The following is an 18,214-nucleotide window of genomic DNA, read 5'->3' on the forward strand; positions in this document are numbered from 1 at the left end:
CGCATCCAGGCTTAGGTCGATACTGTCTCGCCGTGGTGCAAGCCAGGCGGTACCCCTATGTCGGTCCGGCCGAGTTCCGCGACCGGGTGACCGCGGTGGACGCTGTTGCCGTGGACTCAGTTGCCTCGCTCGACGAGTGGCTGGCCCGGCGCGACCGCGGAGACCTCGCCGAACCGGTCACGTTCGTCGTTGCTCTCGATGGCGTGCTCAGACTGGCGCCGCGTCGTAGCGAACACATCGCCCTCGCGGGCGGGCGGGACGTACTCGCCGCCGGTGAGATGGCGTTCACCCCCGCAGGCATCGGTTGGCGCGTCGCGGAGGTGACCAACCAGTCGACTGGCTACTGCCCCGACCCGGACTGCTGGCCCGCTGTGGCCAAGGCGCTCGCCCGAGTCGGCGTACCGCATCCTGGCGGCTTCACCGACCGGGTCACCTTTCGCCGTTGCCCGAGCTGCGGCGAGCGCAACATCGTGCGGGACAAAGACTTCACGTGCGTCCTGTGTGCGATGGCGCCCTGCCCGCGCAGTGGAACCTTACCTCCGGCTGACGGTATCCGGATCTGCCGCTGATCGCGCTGTCGGTCGAAGCGCCGATATGCACGTTTATCGTGGCCGGATGCTGGATCTCCTCCCCCACGGCCGGGCCGGACACCGCTATCTTGTTCCGCGGATCGTGGGGAGGGGATCGGCGATGGCGGATCTGCGGGGACTGGTGGGGGAGATGGCGTCGGCGCTGGCCGGCACCGACATTGCGGTCCTGCAAGGGCGTTACCAGCCCCGGGGCGGCAGCTCGCTGCACACGTTCGATGCTGCCGGGCGGTCGGCGTTCGCGGACACCGGGTTCGCCATGCACGACCTGCTCCGCCGGGTGGACGAGGTGCTGCGCCCGGACGGGGAGGACCGCCCGCTCGTCGTCGAACTCGCCCGCGACGGGGCTGGGCGCGCCGAGCTGCGATACACCTTCGACCTTCCCGCCGTGGCGCCGGTGCGGCTGGTGCTCGATCCGGCCTACCGGCACCCCAACCACCCGGCCTCGCCGATGCCGGCGCCGCCCGGTATCGCCGTCACCGACCGGCCCACCGACCCAGAGGTCCTCGCCACCATCCGGGGCCTCGTCGCGGAGTTCGTGAGCGAGAACACCCGGAAGACGGGGCGCACGCCCGAGTTCGGCGCCGGGCATTCGGAAGAGGACATTCGCGCCGCCGAGGCGGCGATGGGCCTGCGGCTGCCCGAGGACCTTCGGGCCCTGTACCGCACGGTGTCCGGCGATGAGGAGTACGGGCTGCTCGGCGCGGGGGCCCTGCTGCCGTTGGACTCCGTGGTGGCGGCGTACCTGGCCGGCAGGCCCGGGGCCGGCTTCGGTCCCGACGACCTGTTCGCGGTGTTCCCGGTCGTCTATGAGGCGTACCCGCCGGGGCGGGTGCGGCGGGTGTCCCGCAACGACTGGTGGGTGGAGGTCGGCACCGACTGGGGCGGGAACTACTGCATGGTTGACCTCGATCCCGGGCCGAAGGGCACCTGCGGGCAGATCATTCAGTACGGCAGGGACTTCTACGGGCCGGTGGGGTATGTCGCCGAGTCCGTGACCGCGGCGCTGCACGACGTGCTCGCGGCGCTACGGGACGACGGTACCCCCCGGCGCGCCTCGGCCCATCCGCAGTACAGCCACTCCGAGCAGGTGGGGGAGCGGCGGATCGCCGACGTCGTCGCCGGGCTCGACGTACAGGAGCTCTACCTCAACGAAGGGACTACCCTCCATCTGGCGGAACTCGCGCCGCTCCGCCGCCTGCGCAGCGTCTCGATCAACCGTGCGACAGCGGTCACAGCGGCCGTGTCGCCCGGCGTGCCGGTCGAGTGGCTGTCGATCGACGCCGCCGAGATCGACCTTTCGTCACTGGGCGGGCATCCGACCCTGTGGGGACTGAAGCTCGCCTCCCGCTCCCCGGTCGCGATCGGGGCGCTGGCCAACCTGCCGGCCCTCGCCCACCTCGACCTGTCCGGGGCCCACGTGAGCGACCTGTACCGGGTCGCGGACTTGCCCGGCCTCCGGGTGCTGGAGCTCAGCCTGGCCCAGTGGCGGGAACTGCGCGAGCGCGATGCGCTGCCGACCGGGCTGGCGGCCGCAGCGCTGAACGGATTCGCCCGGCTAAAGGAAGCCGACGAGTGGGCCACCTGGCTGCGAGGAGCCGCCGGCCCGCGGTGAGCGGGCGATCACGTACTTCTTCTCCTGCTCGTCACGCGTCGACCAAGATTGGGTGCACGGATAAGTAGGCACCCCTTTATGTCAAGGCGCCGCTGACACCAGGGGTTTAGGGTGGTTGGTGGCGGGTCCGGGAAGTGGCTTGTCCGAAGGGCCGATGTCCGGGGTTAGGTCGGTCACGCTGGATTGCAGAGTCGTCCCCGAGTGCCCTCCCGGATCCGCCGCCTGCCTGCGTTTCTGGTCGGTGATCATGCGGGCGTAGACGACGTTGGACAGTCGGCGTTTGAGGGCGCGCATGGCTTCCATGGAGGTCTTCCCGGCGGCCTTCTTCGCGTCGAAGTAGGCGCGGCCTTCGGTGCGGTTGCGCAGCTGGACGACGGCCATGATGTGCAGTGTGCGGTTGATGCGGCGGTTGCCGGCGCGGGAGAGTCGGTGACGCTTCTGGTCGCCGGAGGAGGCGTCCAGCGGGGCGGTGCCGTTCCAGGACGCGAACCGGTCGCGGTCGGCGAAGCGGCGGATGTCGCCGACGTCTGCCAGCAGCCGGGCTGCACCTGAGGGGCCGATGCCGTGCAGGTCCATCAGGGTGGAGCTGCGGGCGACCACCAGTTCCTTGAGGTCCTTCTCCGCGGTCTTGATCTTCTTGTCGATGCCCTCGAGTTCACCGATGAGCTCGACGGCGAGACGGCGCCGGGTCTTGCCCACGATGTCGCGGGGTTTGATGGTCGCGATCAGCGCCCGTGCCTGTCGTGCGGACAGGAATTGCTTTGCCCCGCCGGGAAAAAGCTCCAGCAGCAGCCGGTGCAGCCGGTTGATGGTCTGCGTCCTGGCGCGGCCCAACTCGTCGCGACGGTCGACCAGCATTCCCATCACCTGCAGGTCCGGGTCGAGCTGGACTTGCACGAGGTTCGGGGTGCGCAGTGCGACCATCGCGACCGAGTGCGCATCCACCGGGTCGGTCTTGCGGCCGTTGCCGCTGGCGAACACCCGCACCTGCGCCGACAGCTTCGCGGGTACGTCGAGCACCGTCTCACCGTCATGCAGCAGGCGGTGGGCGATGTGCTTGCCGATGCCGTTGCAACCCTCGACCGCCCACACCCGATCGGCGTACTGGCGGCCGGCGGCGAGCATCTGCGCGTAGCCGGTCTTGTCGGTGCCGTACCTGCCCACTGCGAGCACCCGGGCACGTTCGTCGACGACCTCGATGGTGGCCGAGCGCTTGTGCGGGTCCATCCCGATGATCACAGACATCGGCGCCTCCCTTGGCTGAACCGGATGGGGTTGTCAGCAAGGAGGGCACCGCTACTTCGAGCAGGACAAACCCCTTTCCAGCCTCTCCTCGCGCGGTGCCCGGCGAGACCGCAGGCCATGAGAGAGCCACACCAATGACACCGGTGGGCAGCCGCAATGTGGGAGCGTCTCGCCGGGCACCTGGACCGAGTCTGGCCGGACATCGATCCTGAACCAAGTCTCTAAGTAGCCGCGAGTCGCGCGTCAGACGGCCAGCATGTCGGTGTGTGGGGTGGTCAGATCTGGTGCTCGACCCGATGCCGCAGGTACTCATCTGGATGGGTGCGGGCGATGCGAATCGCCTCGGCCACCGTCTCGTGCAGATCCTCGGGGTACTGCTTCCCACCGAGGTCGAGCCCTGGAAGAATGCACCGGCGGACATCCAGGTCCTCGTTGGTGACGAACACGCGTAAGGCGGTTTCGTGCCACTCCTGGCGGAGGTCGGCGAACGCGTCGTACTCGGCTTTACTCTCAGCCGTCGGGGAGCGGGAGCCGGCGAGGTAGGTGAGGGGAACCTGCGTTCAGTACCAGACTCGCGCTGCGCCGGCCCGTTCAGCGTTGGTGCCCGTCCGGAGATGTTCGAGCAATGCGTTCGCGCTTACGTGGGCGCTGGGAACGAGGCCGTGTAGGTCGAGCGCCTGCTGGCCCCGTACCCGTGTAGCCGGACGACGAGCTTCGCCCGGCTCGGCCTGCGGCTTCGGATGTTGGCCGCCCAGGCCGTACTCGACGCGCGCCGGCCCGGCGGTGTCATCCGCCGTCAGCAGGGCAGGGGTGCCTTGTCACCGACCCCCAGACTTGGATGCGCGAACTCTGAACTTCCGTGTGTTGACCCATTCCGGCGCTGAGTGTGCGATTATCGCACCATGGCTGATGGCTGGGACTGGCCCCTCGTCGGTGAGCAGGTACGACAAGCCCGCCTGTCGTTGGGGATCTCGCAGCAGGATCTCGCGGCGATGGTGGGGCTAGACCGCACCATGTTGGCCAAGGTTGAGGCTGGCAGCCGCCGTTTGGACGGCTTGGAGCTGGCTCGGCTTTCCAAGGCACTGAAGGTCTCGATGGAGTACTTGATTGAGCCGCCGCCAGCGGTGTTGTCCCGGCGGGCAGCACCGCTGACCGAGGAAACCGACACTGAGGCGGCACGGTCGTCGGAACGCCTCGAAATCGCCATGGCTGAGTGGCTGCGCAATGTCCAGCAGTTGCTGGACCTTGGCGTATTGCGTGCCCGTCCGCTGCTTCGCTATCCGCACCCGGTGGCATCCGGGGATGATGCGCGTCAGGCCGCCCGGTGGTTGCGACAGCGGTTCGAGCTCGGCGATGAACCGATCGACAGCATCATGGACGTCTGTGAGCGCGCAGGTCAGTGGGTTCTGGTCACCGACCTGCCAGGCGACGGCGCATCGCTCATCGAGGGCGACATCGCCGTTGCTGTCGTGAGCACTACGGGCGATCCTGGCCGCCGTCGGGCTACCGCTGCGCATGAGTTGGGGCATCTCATCATTGGTGATGAGTATTCCGCCGACCTCGGCGTGAGTGCCTCACGTGCAGAACGGGAGGCGGTGATCGATGCCTTCGCCGCGGAACTGCTGCTGCCCGTGCAAGCAATTGCCGCAGCCGGAGCCCGTGGGACGGTGAGCCGCGATCAGATCGTGAGCTATGCGGCTCGATACCGTACCTCTTGGTTGCTGGCGTTGCGGCAGGCTGAGCAGGCAGGGACCATCGACCCAGAGACGCGTGGGTCCTGGGGCCGGGTTCGGCCGACCCACGTGGAGTTCATGGAGGCGTTGGGCTGGGCGCCGCAGCCCGACCTTGCGTCGGTACGGGTATCGCCCGCCTACGCAAAGGCCGTGATGGAGGCGTGGCGGAACAGACGAATCACCCGGGCCAGGGCTCTGGAGTTGATGCATGGCCACATCGCCGAGGCGGATCTACCGCAGGACGACGACCTGGAGATCGCGCCGTGAGCGGGTCGGCGCAAGCCACCTCTGTCTTTGTGCTCGACACGATGGTTCTCAGCCACTTCACCCTCGCTGACCGCCTAGACGTCTTGCAGGATCTGCTGCTCGATGCCGATTGCTGGACGACTCAGGTGGTTCGGGAGGAGTTGCGGGCGGGATCTGCGGATCATCGTGAACTGGCCGTCGCTTGCGAGGCGGACTGGCTGACCACTGCCCAGCTGGACACGCTCGATGAAGTGCGGTGCTTTACCAAATGGGCCGCGCGGCTCGGCTCGGGTGAGCGCGACCTCGGGGAAGCGTCCGTCCTTGCGGCCGCCGAACTGCGGGGAGGGGTGGCCATCACGGACGACAGGAACGCGACGCAGGTCGCCCGTGCCCACGGCGCCCGCGTCCACGGCACCATCTGGCTTCTCGCGGGGGCCTGCCGGGACGGCAAGCAAACCCTGACGGCTGCGGGGAATCTCATTGAGGCACTGAGAGTAACCGGTGCTCGTCTGCCCTGCTCTGGAGCGGAGTTCCCGGACTTTGCCCGTAAGCACAACCTCCTGTAGTCGCTACTGACAACTTCATGGCTTAACGGAGGGCAGTGCCTTATACGCGGCGGCTAGAGTCTTCGCGTGGTCGACCGGAAGCTGCTCTTGTCCGACCTGCAGAAGTAGTCCCGACCAGCACAAGACCGCCTGGCGCACCCGGGTGGAGGCTGGCTGCGCGAACGCGGCGGTGAGCTGCCGCGAGTTCAGATCGCCGAGGATCTGCTAACCCAGGTGCGGATCAGCAAACGCTCGACGTCGCGGGGTAGTGCATTGAGATGCTTCTATAGCTGTCAAGTGCTGGCCATGGCTGGGTTGGCTCCGTTCAGGGTCCGGAAGAGTTGCCTGCTGATGTAGCGCTTGAGGCTGCGCATGATCTCGCGTTTGGTGCGTCCTTCGCGGGTGCGGCGGGTGACGTAGTCGCGGGTTCGCGCATCGTGGCCCATGCGGACCAGCGCGACGGTGTAGAGCGCTCGGTTGAGGCGTCGGTCGCCGCCGCGGTTGAGCCGGTAGCGGTGGTATTGCCTGAGAGGGCTGGTAGAGGTGACGCGCCGGCCAGGGCGGCGAACGCCGCTTCGGAGCGGACGCGTCCGGGGTGGGACCAGGCGAGTAGAACGGTGGCGGCGACGATGGCGCCGACACCGGGTAGGGCGAGCAGTTGCGGTGCTTGCGCGGTGACGGTTTGGTGCAGTGCCGTGTGGTTGGCGGCGAGTTCTGCGTCGAGAGCGCGGATGCGCCGGGCCAGTCGGATGGCCTCGGCGCGGCAGATGGCCAGGGTGTCGTTGTCGCTTCGGGGTGCGCCAGGCCGTGACGGTCGCGATGGTTGTGGTGGTCAAGGTGCGGCGGGCATCAATGCCGAGATCGACGGTGCGTAGCAGTGCGGTCAGCGTGTTGATCACGCGGGTGCGCTCGCCGCTGATCTGCTCGCGGGCTGCGGTCAGGATTCGCAGGGCGGTGCGATCGCCGGTCGCTCGCGGCCAGCACAGGTGGTTGACGTCCAGGCTGCGAGCGGCTTGAGCTATCGCGACGGCGTCCACGGCGTCGCTCTTGCCGCGGCGGCGGCGGGTGGAGGCCGGGACATCAGGTGCCTCAGCGACGGTCAGGCCGGCTGCGACCAGCTGCTCGGTGAAGGTGGCGCCATAGGATCCGGCGCCGTCGATGACGATCAGTGCCGGCGCTTGCTGTGTGTGGCGTTGGATCCAGCCGATGGCACGGCGCAGCCCTGCCGGGCTGACCGGAAACTGGGCCTGCTGCATGACCACGCCGGACGCTGCTCAGCCAACGGCCGGCTGAAGTCGCGGACCGGGCCGTCCCTAGGCACTGGGAAGGGGACGAAGGGATCGCGGTTGACGCCAACTCCCGGCCCACGTCACGGATCGTGCGACCGGAGTCGAACACCAACGCCGCCGCTTGGCGCCGGAACTCCTCGGGGTAATTGCTCTGTTGAGTCACGGCAGTTTGTCACTTCAACGTGTTATCGGCGGTGCCCCTGATGTGGGGCAGCGACCGGGCTCGCGCAGGCATTGATGTCCACCGCATCGAACGCGATCTGAGGTGCTGCTCACGGCAGTTCAGCGACAATGGGTCAACGCCACAACGGGAGCCTGCGCGGCAGGTCACGCACTTAACTTTCGCTGGTCACGACCCTGGTCGCAGGCTTGGCCCGCAAAGGGGAATGGCGGCGGCAGCCATCAACATTGCGGTACCGGCGACTATCCAAGCGTCCTAATTTATGCACTTATCAGCATCCTCCGGCATGCCGTGATGCAACTGTAATGTAACTGGGGGTCAAGGGGCCGTCGGTTCGAATCCGGCCGTCCCGACGCAGGTCAAAGGGCTGATCCGGACATCGGATCGGCCCTTTCCGCGTTCTGGGGACCACGCCGGTCAAGTGCGCCGCCCGGTAGCGCTCCTTGACCGCTGGTCAAGTCTCATGCGGGCCTGCACATTGTTCCCTACCTGCATTTTGGCGGCCGGCAAGCGGGCCGCGTCGCCTCGGCCTCGGCCTGCTGGCGGCGCAGGCACCGGCATCGTCCGGTCCGGCCGGCAACGCTGACGGGGCACAAACCGTGAAGACGCGGGCTCTGCCCGAACCCCGGCCTCCTCAGAGGTCCGCGTCGAAGTAGTCGCCAGCATGGTGACTGATGGAACCCGTGGGGCTTTGCCCGCGTCTGTGATTGCATGAAACTGCGCGCCGCGATTCTGGTTGCCCTGACCACTCTCAGCCTCGGCCTCGTCGTGCTGGTCTCACCGGTGCAGCCCGCTTGGGCCTGCTCTTGCGCCTTGCGGCCCGACCAGGAGGACGATCGGGCGGACCTTATCGTCGTCGGCACTATCACTGCGGTGACGGACAGAGGCGTCCAACTCGCGGTCGAGTCGGTCGAGAAGGGCAGTCGGTCAGTTGCCACGCTCAGGCTGGCCGTGAGCCGCAGCGAGGACAGCTGCGGCTACGACTTTCGCGCTGGCACCCGATATCGGGTGAATTCCATCGACGGCGCCACTGGGCTGTGTTTCGGGATCCGGCAGTTGCCGGGCACGCCGTCCGCGGACGCAGCGGCCCCGACGCCGGTCACAGCAGCACCTGCGCCTGCTCAGTGGCCGGGCCGTTGGTGGTTCGCGGCCGCTGCGATGCTGACAGTCCTCGCCGCTGGATTGGTCGCCGTGGCCCTGTGGCGGCATCGGACCAGAGCGCAGTCACCGAACGCGTAGGCCAGCCACGGGCCAGTAGCTGGTTCGTCGAACGGGTGACCAAGCGGCATCACCGGGTCCCCGAGCGCGTCAGCGCCCGGGGACCACGTGGGGACCACACGTCATGCTTGATGGTGGACGTTAAGCCGTCGGACGAACAGCTTGATCATGGGCATAGCGTGTGTGACGTGCGTGGACGTGTGGCGAAGCGTCCTGGGGGTCAAGGGGTCGTCGGTTCGAATCCGGCCGTCCCGACAAGGTGAAACAGCAGGTCAGCGGGCTGGTCCGACGCATCGGGTCGGCCCTTCTGGCTTCCTGGGGACCACGTCGGTCAAGTGCGCCGAGCCGGTAGCGCATCTTTGACCGCTGGTCAAGTTTTAGGTGGCTACTCGGGTCATCTGCCGAATTGTTCGTTCTCTGTATCAAGGCGGCCCGCAAGCGGCCGCGCCGGCTCGGCCCCGGCCTGCTGGCGACCTTCGGCCGGCATCGGCCGGGCCGGCCGGCCACGTTGACGGATGACAAGACCTCGAAGACCTCGGGGCTCCGCCCCGAACCCCGGCCCTCCTCAGAGATCGGCCGGGCGGATCACCTCGCCGGGCACCACAAGGGCTATCAGCCTCCCCGGACCGGGCCAAGGTCGTTCGTCCGGTAGGGCGCTCCACCTTGTCCCGGTCCGGGGAGGCTGGACGGTCTGGCGACTGCCCGACGAGGAGATCCGCTACCTACCCTTGGAGCCGTTGCGCCCAGTACACCTGCCCGTCCGGCCCCATATAAACCAGGGCCAACAGCAGGTCCGAAATCGCAACCGGGGCAGTGGGAACATGGGCCGCCGCCCGTAGCGGCCCCTCCACATACGGAAAGGGTGCGACGAACGTTAGCGGCGAAGCCTCCCCGTCGGACACGGCCAGTCTGGAGCCGTAGCTCCACCAGCTGTTTCCCTCTTTGACGTCGCCTGCGCCCTGTAGCCAGGAGTAGCGCTCGGCGATCTTGTTCTCGACGCTGGCGCTCCCGAGGTCGACGGCCTCCTGCCGTGGCGACGAGGCGCTGAAGTTTCCCGGCTTGAGGTTGGTGCGCTTGTCAATGAGAAAGATCGCGAAGTACCCGCCATCGAGTGGCTTGGGCGGGGTCTGCCAAGAAACCCGCCCGAGCACCAACTGGTCGCGTCCGTTGGAGACCGGTACCTTCTCGCCGAGCGCGGCCTGAGCCTCCTCGGGGCTGACGAACTGAAGTGAGGACTTGATGGCCAGCGCTTCCGGGCCGTACGGCGGGTGGTTGTGCCACCAGCGCCAGCCAACGAAGGCCATCACCGCCAGGATGACCGCCAACACCAGCCCGGTCCTTCGCCACGTCATGCGCGATAGTGAACCATGCGATCACCAGACGACCAGCCATCCGTAATCTTCTTCCAACTCGAAGGCCGGCATGGGCCACCCATGGGCCAGTAACCGTGGCGCGCAGCGGGCACCAGCGGGCACGAGACGCAACCAGGCCAGCCGGCGCCCGCAGGCGTTTCGGGCATTACGGCTCCTTGATCGCGCTCTTCCGGACTGACGATCTACCTTTGCTGGCCGCTGGAAGCTAGCTCCCACCGCCACCTGCATCGCCGCCACCGCCCTCGTCCGGCGGAGGGTGAAGCAAATCAGGAGGCCCGTCGTCGGACCGGGAGTTTCGTAGCTTCAACAGAGCGATCACCATGAGTACCAGGAGGGGCAGCAGGATCGCGACAACAACAACAAGCCTCACCGCCTCGATCACTGACACCATGAAACGAGCCTAGATCGCCGGGGGCGGAGTCCCAGCGGCGCAGTCCGCATCTAAGGCGTGTTTCATAAGCCGGTCAGAGCCACTCGGTGATGATCGTGATGGTCAGGACGGCTTGGAAGCGGACTGCCAATTTGTCGTATCGGGTGGCGACGCCGCGGTGGCGTTTGAGTCTGTTGATGCCGTTCTCGACGGCGTGACGTAGCCGGTAGAGGTCCTTGTCGAAGGCGGGTGGGCGCCCGCCCTTGGAGCCTTTGGCTTTGCGGTGGGCGTCCTGGTCGGCCTTGCTGGGGATGCAGGCCTTGATCCCGCGTGAGCGCAGGTGACCGCGGTTGCCGCGGCTGGTGTAGGCCTTGTCGGCCAGGACCAGGTCGGGGCAGGTGCGGGGCCGGCCCACGCCGAGGCGGGTCACGCGGATGCGGCGTAGGACGGGGATGAACTGCGGGCTGTCACCACGGTGCCCGGCGGTCAGGGTCAGGGAGAGGACCTTCTGCCCCTGTTCGCAAGCCAGATGAGTCTTGGTGGTCAGCCCGCCCCGAGAGCGGCCCAACGCGTGATCGGCCGGCTCGTCGTGCACGCCGCCGGGCGGTTCCTTCTGCAGGTGTCCGTCGGTGCGGGCGCCGGCGGCGTGCTGGTGGGCGCGGCTGGTCATCGAGTCCACGCTCACCGTCCAACCGATCCGGCCCTGCGCGTCGCCAGCCGCCTGCAACGCCGACAGGATCTTGTCCCAGGTCCCGTCCCGCTGCCACCGGCGGAACAGGCCGTAGACGGTGGGCCACGGCGCGTACTCAGCCGGGACATCCCGCCATGGGGCGCCGATGCGGATCCGCCACCGATCCCATCGATGAGCTGTCGTTTCTCCCACTTCGGCGGACGACCCGTCCTCGGCGCGGCAGGCAGCAGCGGAGCCAGAACAGCCCACTGCCCGTCGGTCAGGTCATGCCGCCTCGTCACCGCTACGCTGGCCACGAGGTCTCCGGTATGAAGTTCTTGCTTGGTCGCAGAACCAGATACCGGAGACCTCTTCAGTTATCGATCACCGCCACGCCGTGACCTCGACGCTGCCAGCCTGACTTCCGAAACACGCCTTAGTCCGCAAGAGGGCGACGGACAGCGGGGGAGTGGTGAGAGATGTCGAGAGGCGTTACCGCTGCTAGTGCCTTGACCACGAACGTTCAGGGTGTAGGTCAGGCTGCGCGGGTGGCGGGTTGGCCCCAGCGTCGTTGTCGTTCGCTGCGGATGCGGGCGCGTTCTCGGCGTTGGGCGGCCAGGACGTCGGGGTGGCGGGCGTTGGCGTTGCGCCACCGCAGGTAGGCCTGTAGCCGCCGGGTCAGCACATGGTGGTTCGGGTGGTTCGAGCCGGCGATGACGAAGGTGCGCAGCGGCCCGAACTGGGCCTCGATCGGGTTGGCCCAGGAGGCGTAGGTTGGGGTGAAGCAGAGTTCGACCTTGTTCCGGGCCGCCCATGCCCGGATCTTTCGGCCTTTGTGCGCGGACAGGTTGTCCAGAATCACGTAGATCGGTGCCCCGTCCGGGCGGGCGGCGCGGATCGACTTGAGCGCGGCGAGGGTGTTCGCGGCGCTCTTACGCTGCCGGACGACGCCCCAGAGTTGGTCGTCGCCGACGCTGTAGCAGCCGTGGAACTGCCGGACTCCGTGCAGCTTGTGGTAGTTCGCGGGCAGTCGGTGCGGGTGCCCGGTCGGCGCCCATTGCGTGCCGGCCTGGGGGCGGATCACCAGGGGCCCGAACTCGTCGAACGCGAACACCCGCTGTGGGAAGTGGCTGCTCACGTACTCGACCCGGGCGAGTTTGGTGTCCCGGTCGGGGTCGGTGGACTCCTTCCACGTCTTGGTCCGCTGGAAGGTGATCCGGTGCCGGCGCAGGATCTGCCGTAGCCGTTCCCGCCCCACCCGGACCCGTCGGCTGGAGTGAAGGCGCAGGTGGTCGGCGAGCTTGCGGATGCTCCAGCGGGTGAACGGCCGCCCCAGTTTCTCGGGGCGGGTTTGGCCGTCTCGACGATGAACTGTTCTTCGTCAGGACTGATCTGGCGGGGACGGCCACCCGCCCACTGAGGGTCCAGGCTGGCCATCCCCATCTCGTTGAACCGGTGGACGACCTGCCGGATCGTGTCCTCATCAGCCTGAACGAGACGGGCGATGGCCGGCACCGTGTTCCCACCGGCCGAGGCCAGCACCACCATCGCCCGCCGCAGTCGGATCGGTGAACCGGTTCCCCGGCGAGTGATTCTGAGCAGCTGCTGGCCTTCCTGATCGCTCAGCCGCCGCACGCGTACGGGTTCTGCCACCGCCACAGCCTGACCGCCACGACGCCGCCCGGCCGACAGGCCGGACGGCGTGTCATCCAACACCGTGAACGTTCGTGGTCAGGGCACTAGAGGCCAACCAGGCAGGTCGCCGGGTCGCCCATCTTGATCTCATAATCCCTCGGTCGCGGGTTCGAGCCTCGCCCGCCCCACCTCGTAACGCCCCTGCTCAGCCAGGGGTGACGGGGATGGCAGCAGAGCGGGAGGCGGTCAGGCCCACCATTTCGGGTACCACCTCAGGACCTCTTCCGCAGACTTCGGCGGCTTGGACTCCCTCTCCCGCCAAGCGGCAATGGCAGTCGGACCATGAGCCACCAGTCCCCCGGCGAGGAGAAGTGGCGACGTGACCTGTTCGGGCCAGCCCAGCCACAACCCGACACCCGACGCAAGCAGGAGCAGAAGCCCTGCGAGCTGCGTCAACCGGAGACGCGGGCGCTTCATGCCCGCAAGTCTACGTTTGATCGACAACGAGGCCGAGTCCCCGAAGCTGGCAGCGGCGACGGGATGGCGGCAGAAGCGGGGCGGCATGCGATCTGCGTGCGACACGTGACGGTGATCACGAGCCAAGAGTGGTCAACCAAGGGCAACGGCGACTGACGCAGCGAGGGCACAAAAGCAAGATCCCCACCGGCGTTTCTGCTGGTGGGGACCTTTGTAGCCCGGCGAAAGGCTATGTGGCCAGGGGCGGGGTCGAACCGCCGACCTTCCGATTTCCAGTCGGAAGGTCCGATGGGCTGCCAGGAGGTTAGGCCAGCTGTCGGGCGCGGGTGGCGGTGACCGTCGCGGTGCCGCTGTTGGACAGGCCGGAGACCAGGTACGCCCGGTAGGTGCCGTCCGTCAGTACGGTCCACAGGTCCGGGGTGCCGTCGGCATTGATATCGGCGGCCTGCAACGTGCTGATCGCGACGCCGGTGTTCCAGTTCGCCGCTACCTGGTACTGGGTGTGGGTCAGCGTGCCGGTGCCGTCACCGTTGTCGACCATGGTGACTCCGGTCCACAGGTACAAGTCACCGGTGCCGGCGTTGCGCAGGAAGAGCGCGATCCCTGAGGCCGTCTCGGTGCTGGCGAGGCTCCAGTTCTGCCAGTCGGTCCCGCCGGTCGGCGTGGGGTTGGTCAGGCCGGTGACGCCGTAGTAGAGGCCCGGCGCGAAGTAGTTGGGGTGGTAGCCGAGCCGGTAGCCGTTGGTGGCGTCACCGGCGATGCCGAGCAGGTCCGGGATGCCGGTGTCGACGCCGTCAGCCTGGAACGCGTTCACCAGTTGCAGAGGGCTGTTGCCGTTGGCGTCGATCAAATTGTCGTGTCCGATCGTGAACTGGTTGCCGCTGAGCGCCGGGTTGGTCATCGTGCCGTCCCCGGCGCCGCGGAGGACGCCGCCGACGCCGCCGGAATTTCCGGTCGGAAAGTAGTACAGGAAGTCCTGGCGGTCGACGTCGATGAAGCGTCCGGTGATGACCTGGGCACCGTCAAAGTCGGTCGGGGCGTTGTATTCGGTGACGCCGGTGCCGCGCAGGCCAATGTTGCTGGCCGGGGTTTGCACTTGGCCGGTGCCGACGCCGGTCTTGTGGGACTTCACACCGAGTGCCGACCAGACGCCGGAGCCGAGGCCAGTTCCCGGACCGCCGACGGCGACCAGGTCGGGCACCCCGTCGCCGTTGAGGTCCTTGTCGACCGGGCCGGTGGTGACGGTGGGCGTGGGCTTCGGCGCGGCCTGGGCTGGCAGGGCCGGGGCGAGCGCGGTCAGCGCCAGCGCCACGGGAGCGGTCCAGGCGAGCATGCGACGGGTGCTGAAGGAATTCGTCAAGGGTCCCCCCGTGCTGTGAGTAGTTTGCCGCCCGGACGGTACTGGATAACGGCAACTGCCACGGCCCCGTTTCGTCCGGGTTCGGGTCCCACGCAGGAGTTGGCTGTACAGCCATTGGTACAGCCAAGCCAGCCAACAGGCGCGATCAGGGGGCCGACTGGAGGCTACAAGGCGAGCAGGTCAGCGGCAGGGACCGACGCCGGCCGACAGCAGTCTTGATATTTGCAAAGCAGGGGCGCGGCGTGCCCGTGCCGTGCCCGATGGGGCGGGCGTCGAGGGTCAACGGCGGTCAGCTCCTGGACGTGGGGGTTTAGCGTGACGGCGCAGGCCGAGCGAGGTCACTGCCGAGCGGTTTCCGCCCGTGTCCACACTTCCTAAACCGTGTGCTGTGGTCGTCGAGCGTGTCAGCGTCCCGGGGACCAAGTGGGGACCACACGGCCTGCGCGATGGTGCGCAGCACGACGTCAACCGCACGGCCTGATCTTGGGGATAGCGTGCGTGACGTGTGTGGACGTGTGGCGAAGCGTCCTGGGGGTCAAGGGGTCGTCGGTTCGAATCCGGCCGTCCCGACCGGTTGACCTGGGGAGATGAAGATCTTCTCCGGCGACGGCGGTAGCATCCGGTAACGGATGATCTTTATTGGCGGTAACCGCGTGGACGGTTGGCCGTCGGCGTGCGTGCTGTACAACGCTCTGACCTGCCGCTTCATTTGTATCCCGGATGAAGCGGCATTGTGGTCTCTTGATTCCGCGTCAAGCGCTCCAGATCTGCCAGCTGTTACTACGTCGGGTGTTTCGGCGGTCCTGAATGCGAGGCAGGATCGCCGGCGCTCCCCGGTCCTGGTCTTCACGAGTTCGACCGGTGGACAGTGGAGCAACCTGTCATTGCGTCGGCGGAGAGGTCGACATCGGCCTGGCTCGGGCGACTACCTCCTGAGCAGTTCGATGAGCGCGGTGTCGCCTTGGGCCAGGATCGGCGGTCCATGCAGCGGTGTGGCCAGGACCCGTCGGCAATGGTCGAGTTCGATGTAGACCACGTCGCCGATGATCGTGGCGTCCTGTAGGGCAGCGAAGCGGCCTGCGGCGACTGAGCACTGCTCAGCGGGGCGTAGCGCTGCCAGCATCCGCTCGATGGCCGCCCGCCGCTTCTGTGGCAGGAGCAGTCCGTACTCGAAGGTCCCGGCCGGCTGGGGCGTTCCCTGCTGTTGCGCCGGCACCCGGTACACGCACAGACGCACTCGGGACGGGAGCGACACCCGGCCCGGCCGTGGGAGGAGCCTCGGGTCCCTGGTCTCGGTGGCCATCACGTCTGACCGATCCTGGTTGCATCCGGAGGCGGCCACTCCGGCTGACACGATCTCCCGTACGACCTTTTCCGAGACGGAGGTCAGGCGCAGGGCGCGCACCGCCTCTGGTACCTCGGGGCGCGGCTTGCGGCAGTTGTCCGTCGGTAGTCCCGGGCGGATCCATCGGCCTTGCGCGTCGAGTAACAGCAGGTTCGGCACCCAGGGCATCTCCAGGCTGCAGGCTTCGACGGTGGTCGTGTCATCGGGTAGGCGCAGTGCGGCAAGTAGCGCCCGACGACGGCGTCGAGCACCTCCGGCGGGTATCCACGCCGGTGTCTCGCGTAGTAGGTGGCCACCTCGCCGCCGAAACCCGTTGCCATGCCGCCAGCTTCCGGCGGCACGACGCGGAAGGCGAGCGATTCTGCTCAGGGCAGCGTGATTCCGTCGAGCCACAGGCCACGCCGATCAATCGGCGACGGGCAGTGGCCGCTCCCCGCTTCCCGGCGCGGCACGCGACCGCGCCGCCCGCCGGAGCGCGTAGAGGATGCCGCTGGCCAGGAACAGGGTGGCGCTGAGCAGCAGCCAGCGGGCCAGGAAGGGCTGCTGGTCCTGACCGGTCGCGGCGGCATAGGTCTCCCGGCCCTGCCTGAGGATGCCGGGGAGGTAGACGAGGAACAACAGCCCGGCGGCCAGGGCCGGCACACGGAGGTGGTTCAGCAGCGACGGCCCGGACGCCGGCATCGCCGACCGGCTCCGCAGGCCTCGGTCGGCCAGCGCGTAGACCGGGAACAGGACCAGGTCGTGGGCGATCACCGCGCTTACGAACCAGAGGAGCAGAGGACCGGACCCCGGCTCGCCGGCGACCCGGAGGACCACCCATCCGGTGACGGCGAAGCAACCGGCGAGCAGGAGCAGGTGCCGCGCACCGGCGCCGTACGCGGCCCGGAACCGGGCCCGCACCTCAGCCATCGGTACGCGTCCGGAACTCGATCTCGCCGACCCACTTCGTGCAGTGCACACCGGGCAGGGCAGGCACGATGATCCGGGCCGGGTAGCCGTGGTCGAGGGAGAGGTCGGCGCCGTTGACGCCCAGGGCGAGCAGGGAGTCGGGGTCGAGCACCTGGTTGGCCTGCAGGGTCGCCTGGTTGAAGAGTCCCGCCTTCTCCAGGGAGCGGACGTGGGCGGAGTCGGGTGTGCCCGCCCCGACGAGGGCGGCGAGGTCGCTCAGCCGTACGCCGGTCCAGGTCTGCAACGTCGACCACCCCTCGACGCAGGCGATCGGCAGCCGGGCGGTGTGCTGGGCCATGGCGAGCAACGCGGCGCGGTCGAGGGCGACCACCCGCTCGCCGGCGCGTAGCGTCACCCGCCAGCCCGGCCCGGTGTCGGCGGCCTCGACGCCGGCCGCGGCGGCGGTGCGGTTGACCGGGAAACCGTTCGGTCCCTCGCCCGGCTGCCGGCCCCGGGGCAGCAGCAGAGCGGTACGCCGCCACACCCCGTCGAGGCTCTGCCCGACGGTGAGCGCCCCCAGCAGCAGGGACAGGCCGCCGACCAGGGCGAGGGCCCCGCGTCGGCTGACGGTAGCCGGCCCGGGGTGGCTGGCCACCAGGCCGTCCGGGTCCGGCGGCTCGGGTCGGGTGGCGGCGCGCGGGGCGGTCAGCACGGCGCGCGGGGGGCCCGACCGCAGCGCGGAGAGCATCCGGGGCAGCTTGAGCGCCACGTGCGCGACCAGGGCGGCGGTGAACACCCAGGCGCCGAAGTAGTGGGCGGTGTAGAAGTCGAACCCGAACAGGTAGGCGTACTGGATGTCCAGCAGCCCCGTGGCGATCTGGAACAGGATGCCGCCGACCAGCAGGAGCAGGGACAGCCGCTCCAACACCTGCGCCACCGAGCGGGCCGGCGGCCAGTCGAACAGCTTCGGGATCACCGACCAGAGTTTCGCCAGCACCACCGGGATCAGCACGATCCCGAGCGTCACGTGCAGCCCCTGGGTGAGGCGGAACAGCCAGGGCGGGCGGGTCGGCCAGTCGAACTGCGGCAGCCGCAGCCACCCGACGTCGCGAGGCAACGCCTGGCCGAACTGCGGGCCGTAGGCGAGGTAGTCGAGCAACCCGGTGATGATCACCAGCGGCAGCGTGGCGAGCAGGACCATCCCGAAGACGGCGGTGAGCCAGGGGCCGCGCAGCGGACTGCGCCACCGGCCGGCGATCCTTGCGACGCCGGGCGGGGGATGCGCTGCCAGGAAGCGCCACCACCGCCGGGGGAAGCCGGGCGCCGGACGCGGTGCGGTCCCGGCCCGCGTCGGCCGGCCGGAAGGGTTCCTGTCGGGGGCGGTGCTGTCGGTGCCCACCGATCCTCCTCAACGGCTGTCGACGGGATCTCCTCCCG

At 68.3% G+C, this 18,214-nt stretch carries 14 protein-coding genes and 2 pseudogenes; 5 read left to right on the forward strand and 11 right to left on the reverse strand.

The genetic code is table 11. From position 1 onward, the window contains the following. The first annotated feature begins 32 nt into the window (after window positions 1–32). Window positions 33–569: a hypothetical protein gene (locus OG989_RS18990; RefSeq protein ID WP_327027854.1), complete on the forward strand. Its 537-nt coding sequence runs from the start codon at window positions 33–35 to the stop codon at window positions 567–569. Continuing rightward, complete coding sequence (locus OG989_RS18995) at window positions 526–2,202, forward strand: SMI1/KNR4 family protein (RefSeq protein WP_327027856.1); 1,677 nt, start codon at window positions 526–528, stop codon at window positions 2,200–2,202. The genes OG989_RS18990 and OG989_RS18995 overlap by 44 nt, the downstream gene beginning before the upstream one ends. 81 nt (window positions 2,203–2,283) lie before the next feature. Here the strand turns inward: OG989_RS18995 and OG989_RS19000 are convergent, their stop codons facing one another. Next, entirely contained in the window at window positions 2,284–3,441 is a 1,158-nt protein-coding gene (locus OG989_RS19000; protein ID WP_327027842.1) for an IS110 family transposase, read from the reverse strand. Between the two features lie 281 nt (window positions 3,442–3,722). Continuing rightward, window positions 3,723–3,893, reverse strand: a complete 171-nt coding sequence (locus tag OG989_RS19005) for a hypothetical protein (protein WP_192581400.1) — start codon at window positions 3,891–3,893, stop codon at window positions 3,723–3,725. A 456-nt stretch (window positions 3,894–4,349) separates the two neighbouring features. On the opposite strand from OG989_RS19005, the gene OG989_RS19010 reads away from it, so the two are divergent. Both OG989_RS19010 and OG989_RS19015 read left to right on the forward strand, forming a co-directional pair. Further along, window positions 4,350–5,447, forward strand: a complete 1,098-nt coding sequence (locus tag OG989_RS19010; protein WP_151454760.1) for a helix-turn-helix domain-containing protein — start codon at window positions 4,350–4,352, stop codon at window positions 5,445–5,447. Then, window positions 5,444–5,992 (forward strand): hypothetical protein, encoded by a 549-nt coding sequence (locus OG989_RS19015; protein ID WP_327027857.1) that lies wholly within the window; start codon window positions 5,444–5,446, stop codon window positions 5,990–5,992. Before OG989_RS19010 ends, OG989_RS19015 begins: the two co-directional genes overlap by 4 nt. Window positions 5,993–6,296: 304 nt before the next feature. Here the strand turns inward: OG989_RS19015 and OG989_RS19020 are convergent, their stop codons facing one another. After that, complete coding sequence (locus tag OG989_RS19020; RefSeq protein ID WP_327031202.1) at window positions 6,297–6,746, reverse strand: transposase; 450 nt, start codon at window positions 6,744–6,746, stop codon at window positions 6,297–6,299. 151 nt (window positions 6,747–6,897) lie between these two features. Then, window positions 6,898–7,227, reverse strand: a pseudogene (locus OG989_RS19025) (IS110 family transposase); the annotation flags it as partial. A 925-nt stretch (window positions 7,228–8,152) separates the two neighbouring features. Here OG989_RS19025 and OG989_RS19030 point away from each other — a divergent pair. After that, window positions 8,153–8,680 carry a hypothetical protein gene (locus tag OG989_RS19030; protein WP_327027858.1) on the forward strand — a complete coding sequence of 176 codons (528 nt, stop codon included), beginning with the start codon at window positions 8,153–8,155 and terminating at the stop codon, window positions 8,678–8,680. A 701-nt stretch (window positions 8,681–9,381) separates the two neighbouring features. Here OG989_RS19030 and OG989_RS19035 read toward each other — a convergent pair. From OG989_RS19035 to OG989_RS19065, 7 genes and pseudogenes are all read right to left on the reverse strand, one after another. Continuing rightward, window positions 9,382–9,987 (reverse strand): hypothetical protein, encoded by a 606-nt coding sequence (locus tag OG989_RS19035; RefSeq protein WP_327027859.1) that lies wholly within the window; start codon window positions 9,985–9,987, stop codon window positions 9,382–9,384. Window positions 9,988–10,496: 509 nt separating this feature from the next. Continuing rightward, a protein-coding gene (locus OG989_RS19040; RefSeq protein WP_442791956.1) for an IS5 family transposase occupies window positions 10,497–11,374 on the reverse strand; the annotation gives its coding sequence in 2 pieces (ribosomal slippage) (window positions 10,497–11,254 and window positions 11,254–11,374; 879 coding nt in all). A gap of 233 nt (window positions 11,375–11,607) precedes the next feature. After that, a pseudogene (locus OG989_RS19045) lies at window positions 11,608–12,725 on the reverse strand (IS630 family transposase). A gap of 763 nt (window positions 12,726–13,488) precedes the next feature. Next, complete coding sequence (locus OG989_RS19050) at window positions 13,489–14,517, reverse strand: hypothetical protein (RefSeq protein WP_327027861.1); 1,029 nt, start codon at window positions 14,515–14,517, stop codon at window positions 13,489–13,491. A gap of 952 nt (window positions 14,518–15,469) precedes the next feature. Then, entirely contained in the window at window positions 15,470–16,048 is a 579-nt protein-coding gene (locus tag OG989_RS19055; RefSeq protein WP_327027862.1) for a hypothetical protein, read from the reverse strand. 246 nt (window positions 16,049–16,294) lie between these two features. Further along, window positions 16,295–16,798 carry a hypothetical protein gene (locus OG989_RS19060; RefSeq protein ID WP_327027863.1) on the reverse strand — a complete coding sequence of 168 codons (504 nt, stop codon included), beginning with the start codon at window positions 16,796–16,798 and terminating at the stop codon, window positions 16,295–16,297. After that, entirely contained in the window at window positions 16,791–18,176 is a 1,386-nt protein-coding gene (locus OG989_RS19065; protein WP_425857807.1) for a molybdopterin-dependent oxidoreductase, read from the reverse strand. Before OG989_RS19065 ends, OG989_RS19060 begins: the two co-directional genes overlap by 8 nt. Window positions 18,177–18,214: the final 38 nt, after the last annotated feature.

The sequence above is a fragment of the Micromonospora sp. NBC_01740 genome, assembly GCF_035920365.1.
Lineage (GTDB): Bacteria > Actinomycetota > Actinomycetes > Mycobacteriales > Micromonosporaceae > Micromonospora > Micromonospora reichwaldensis.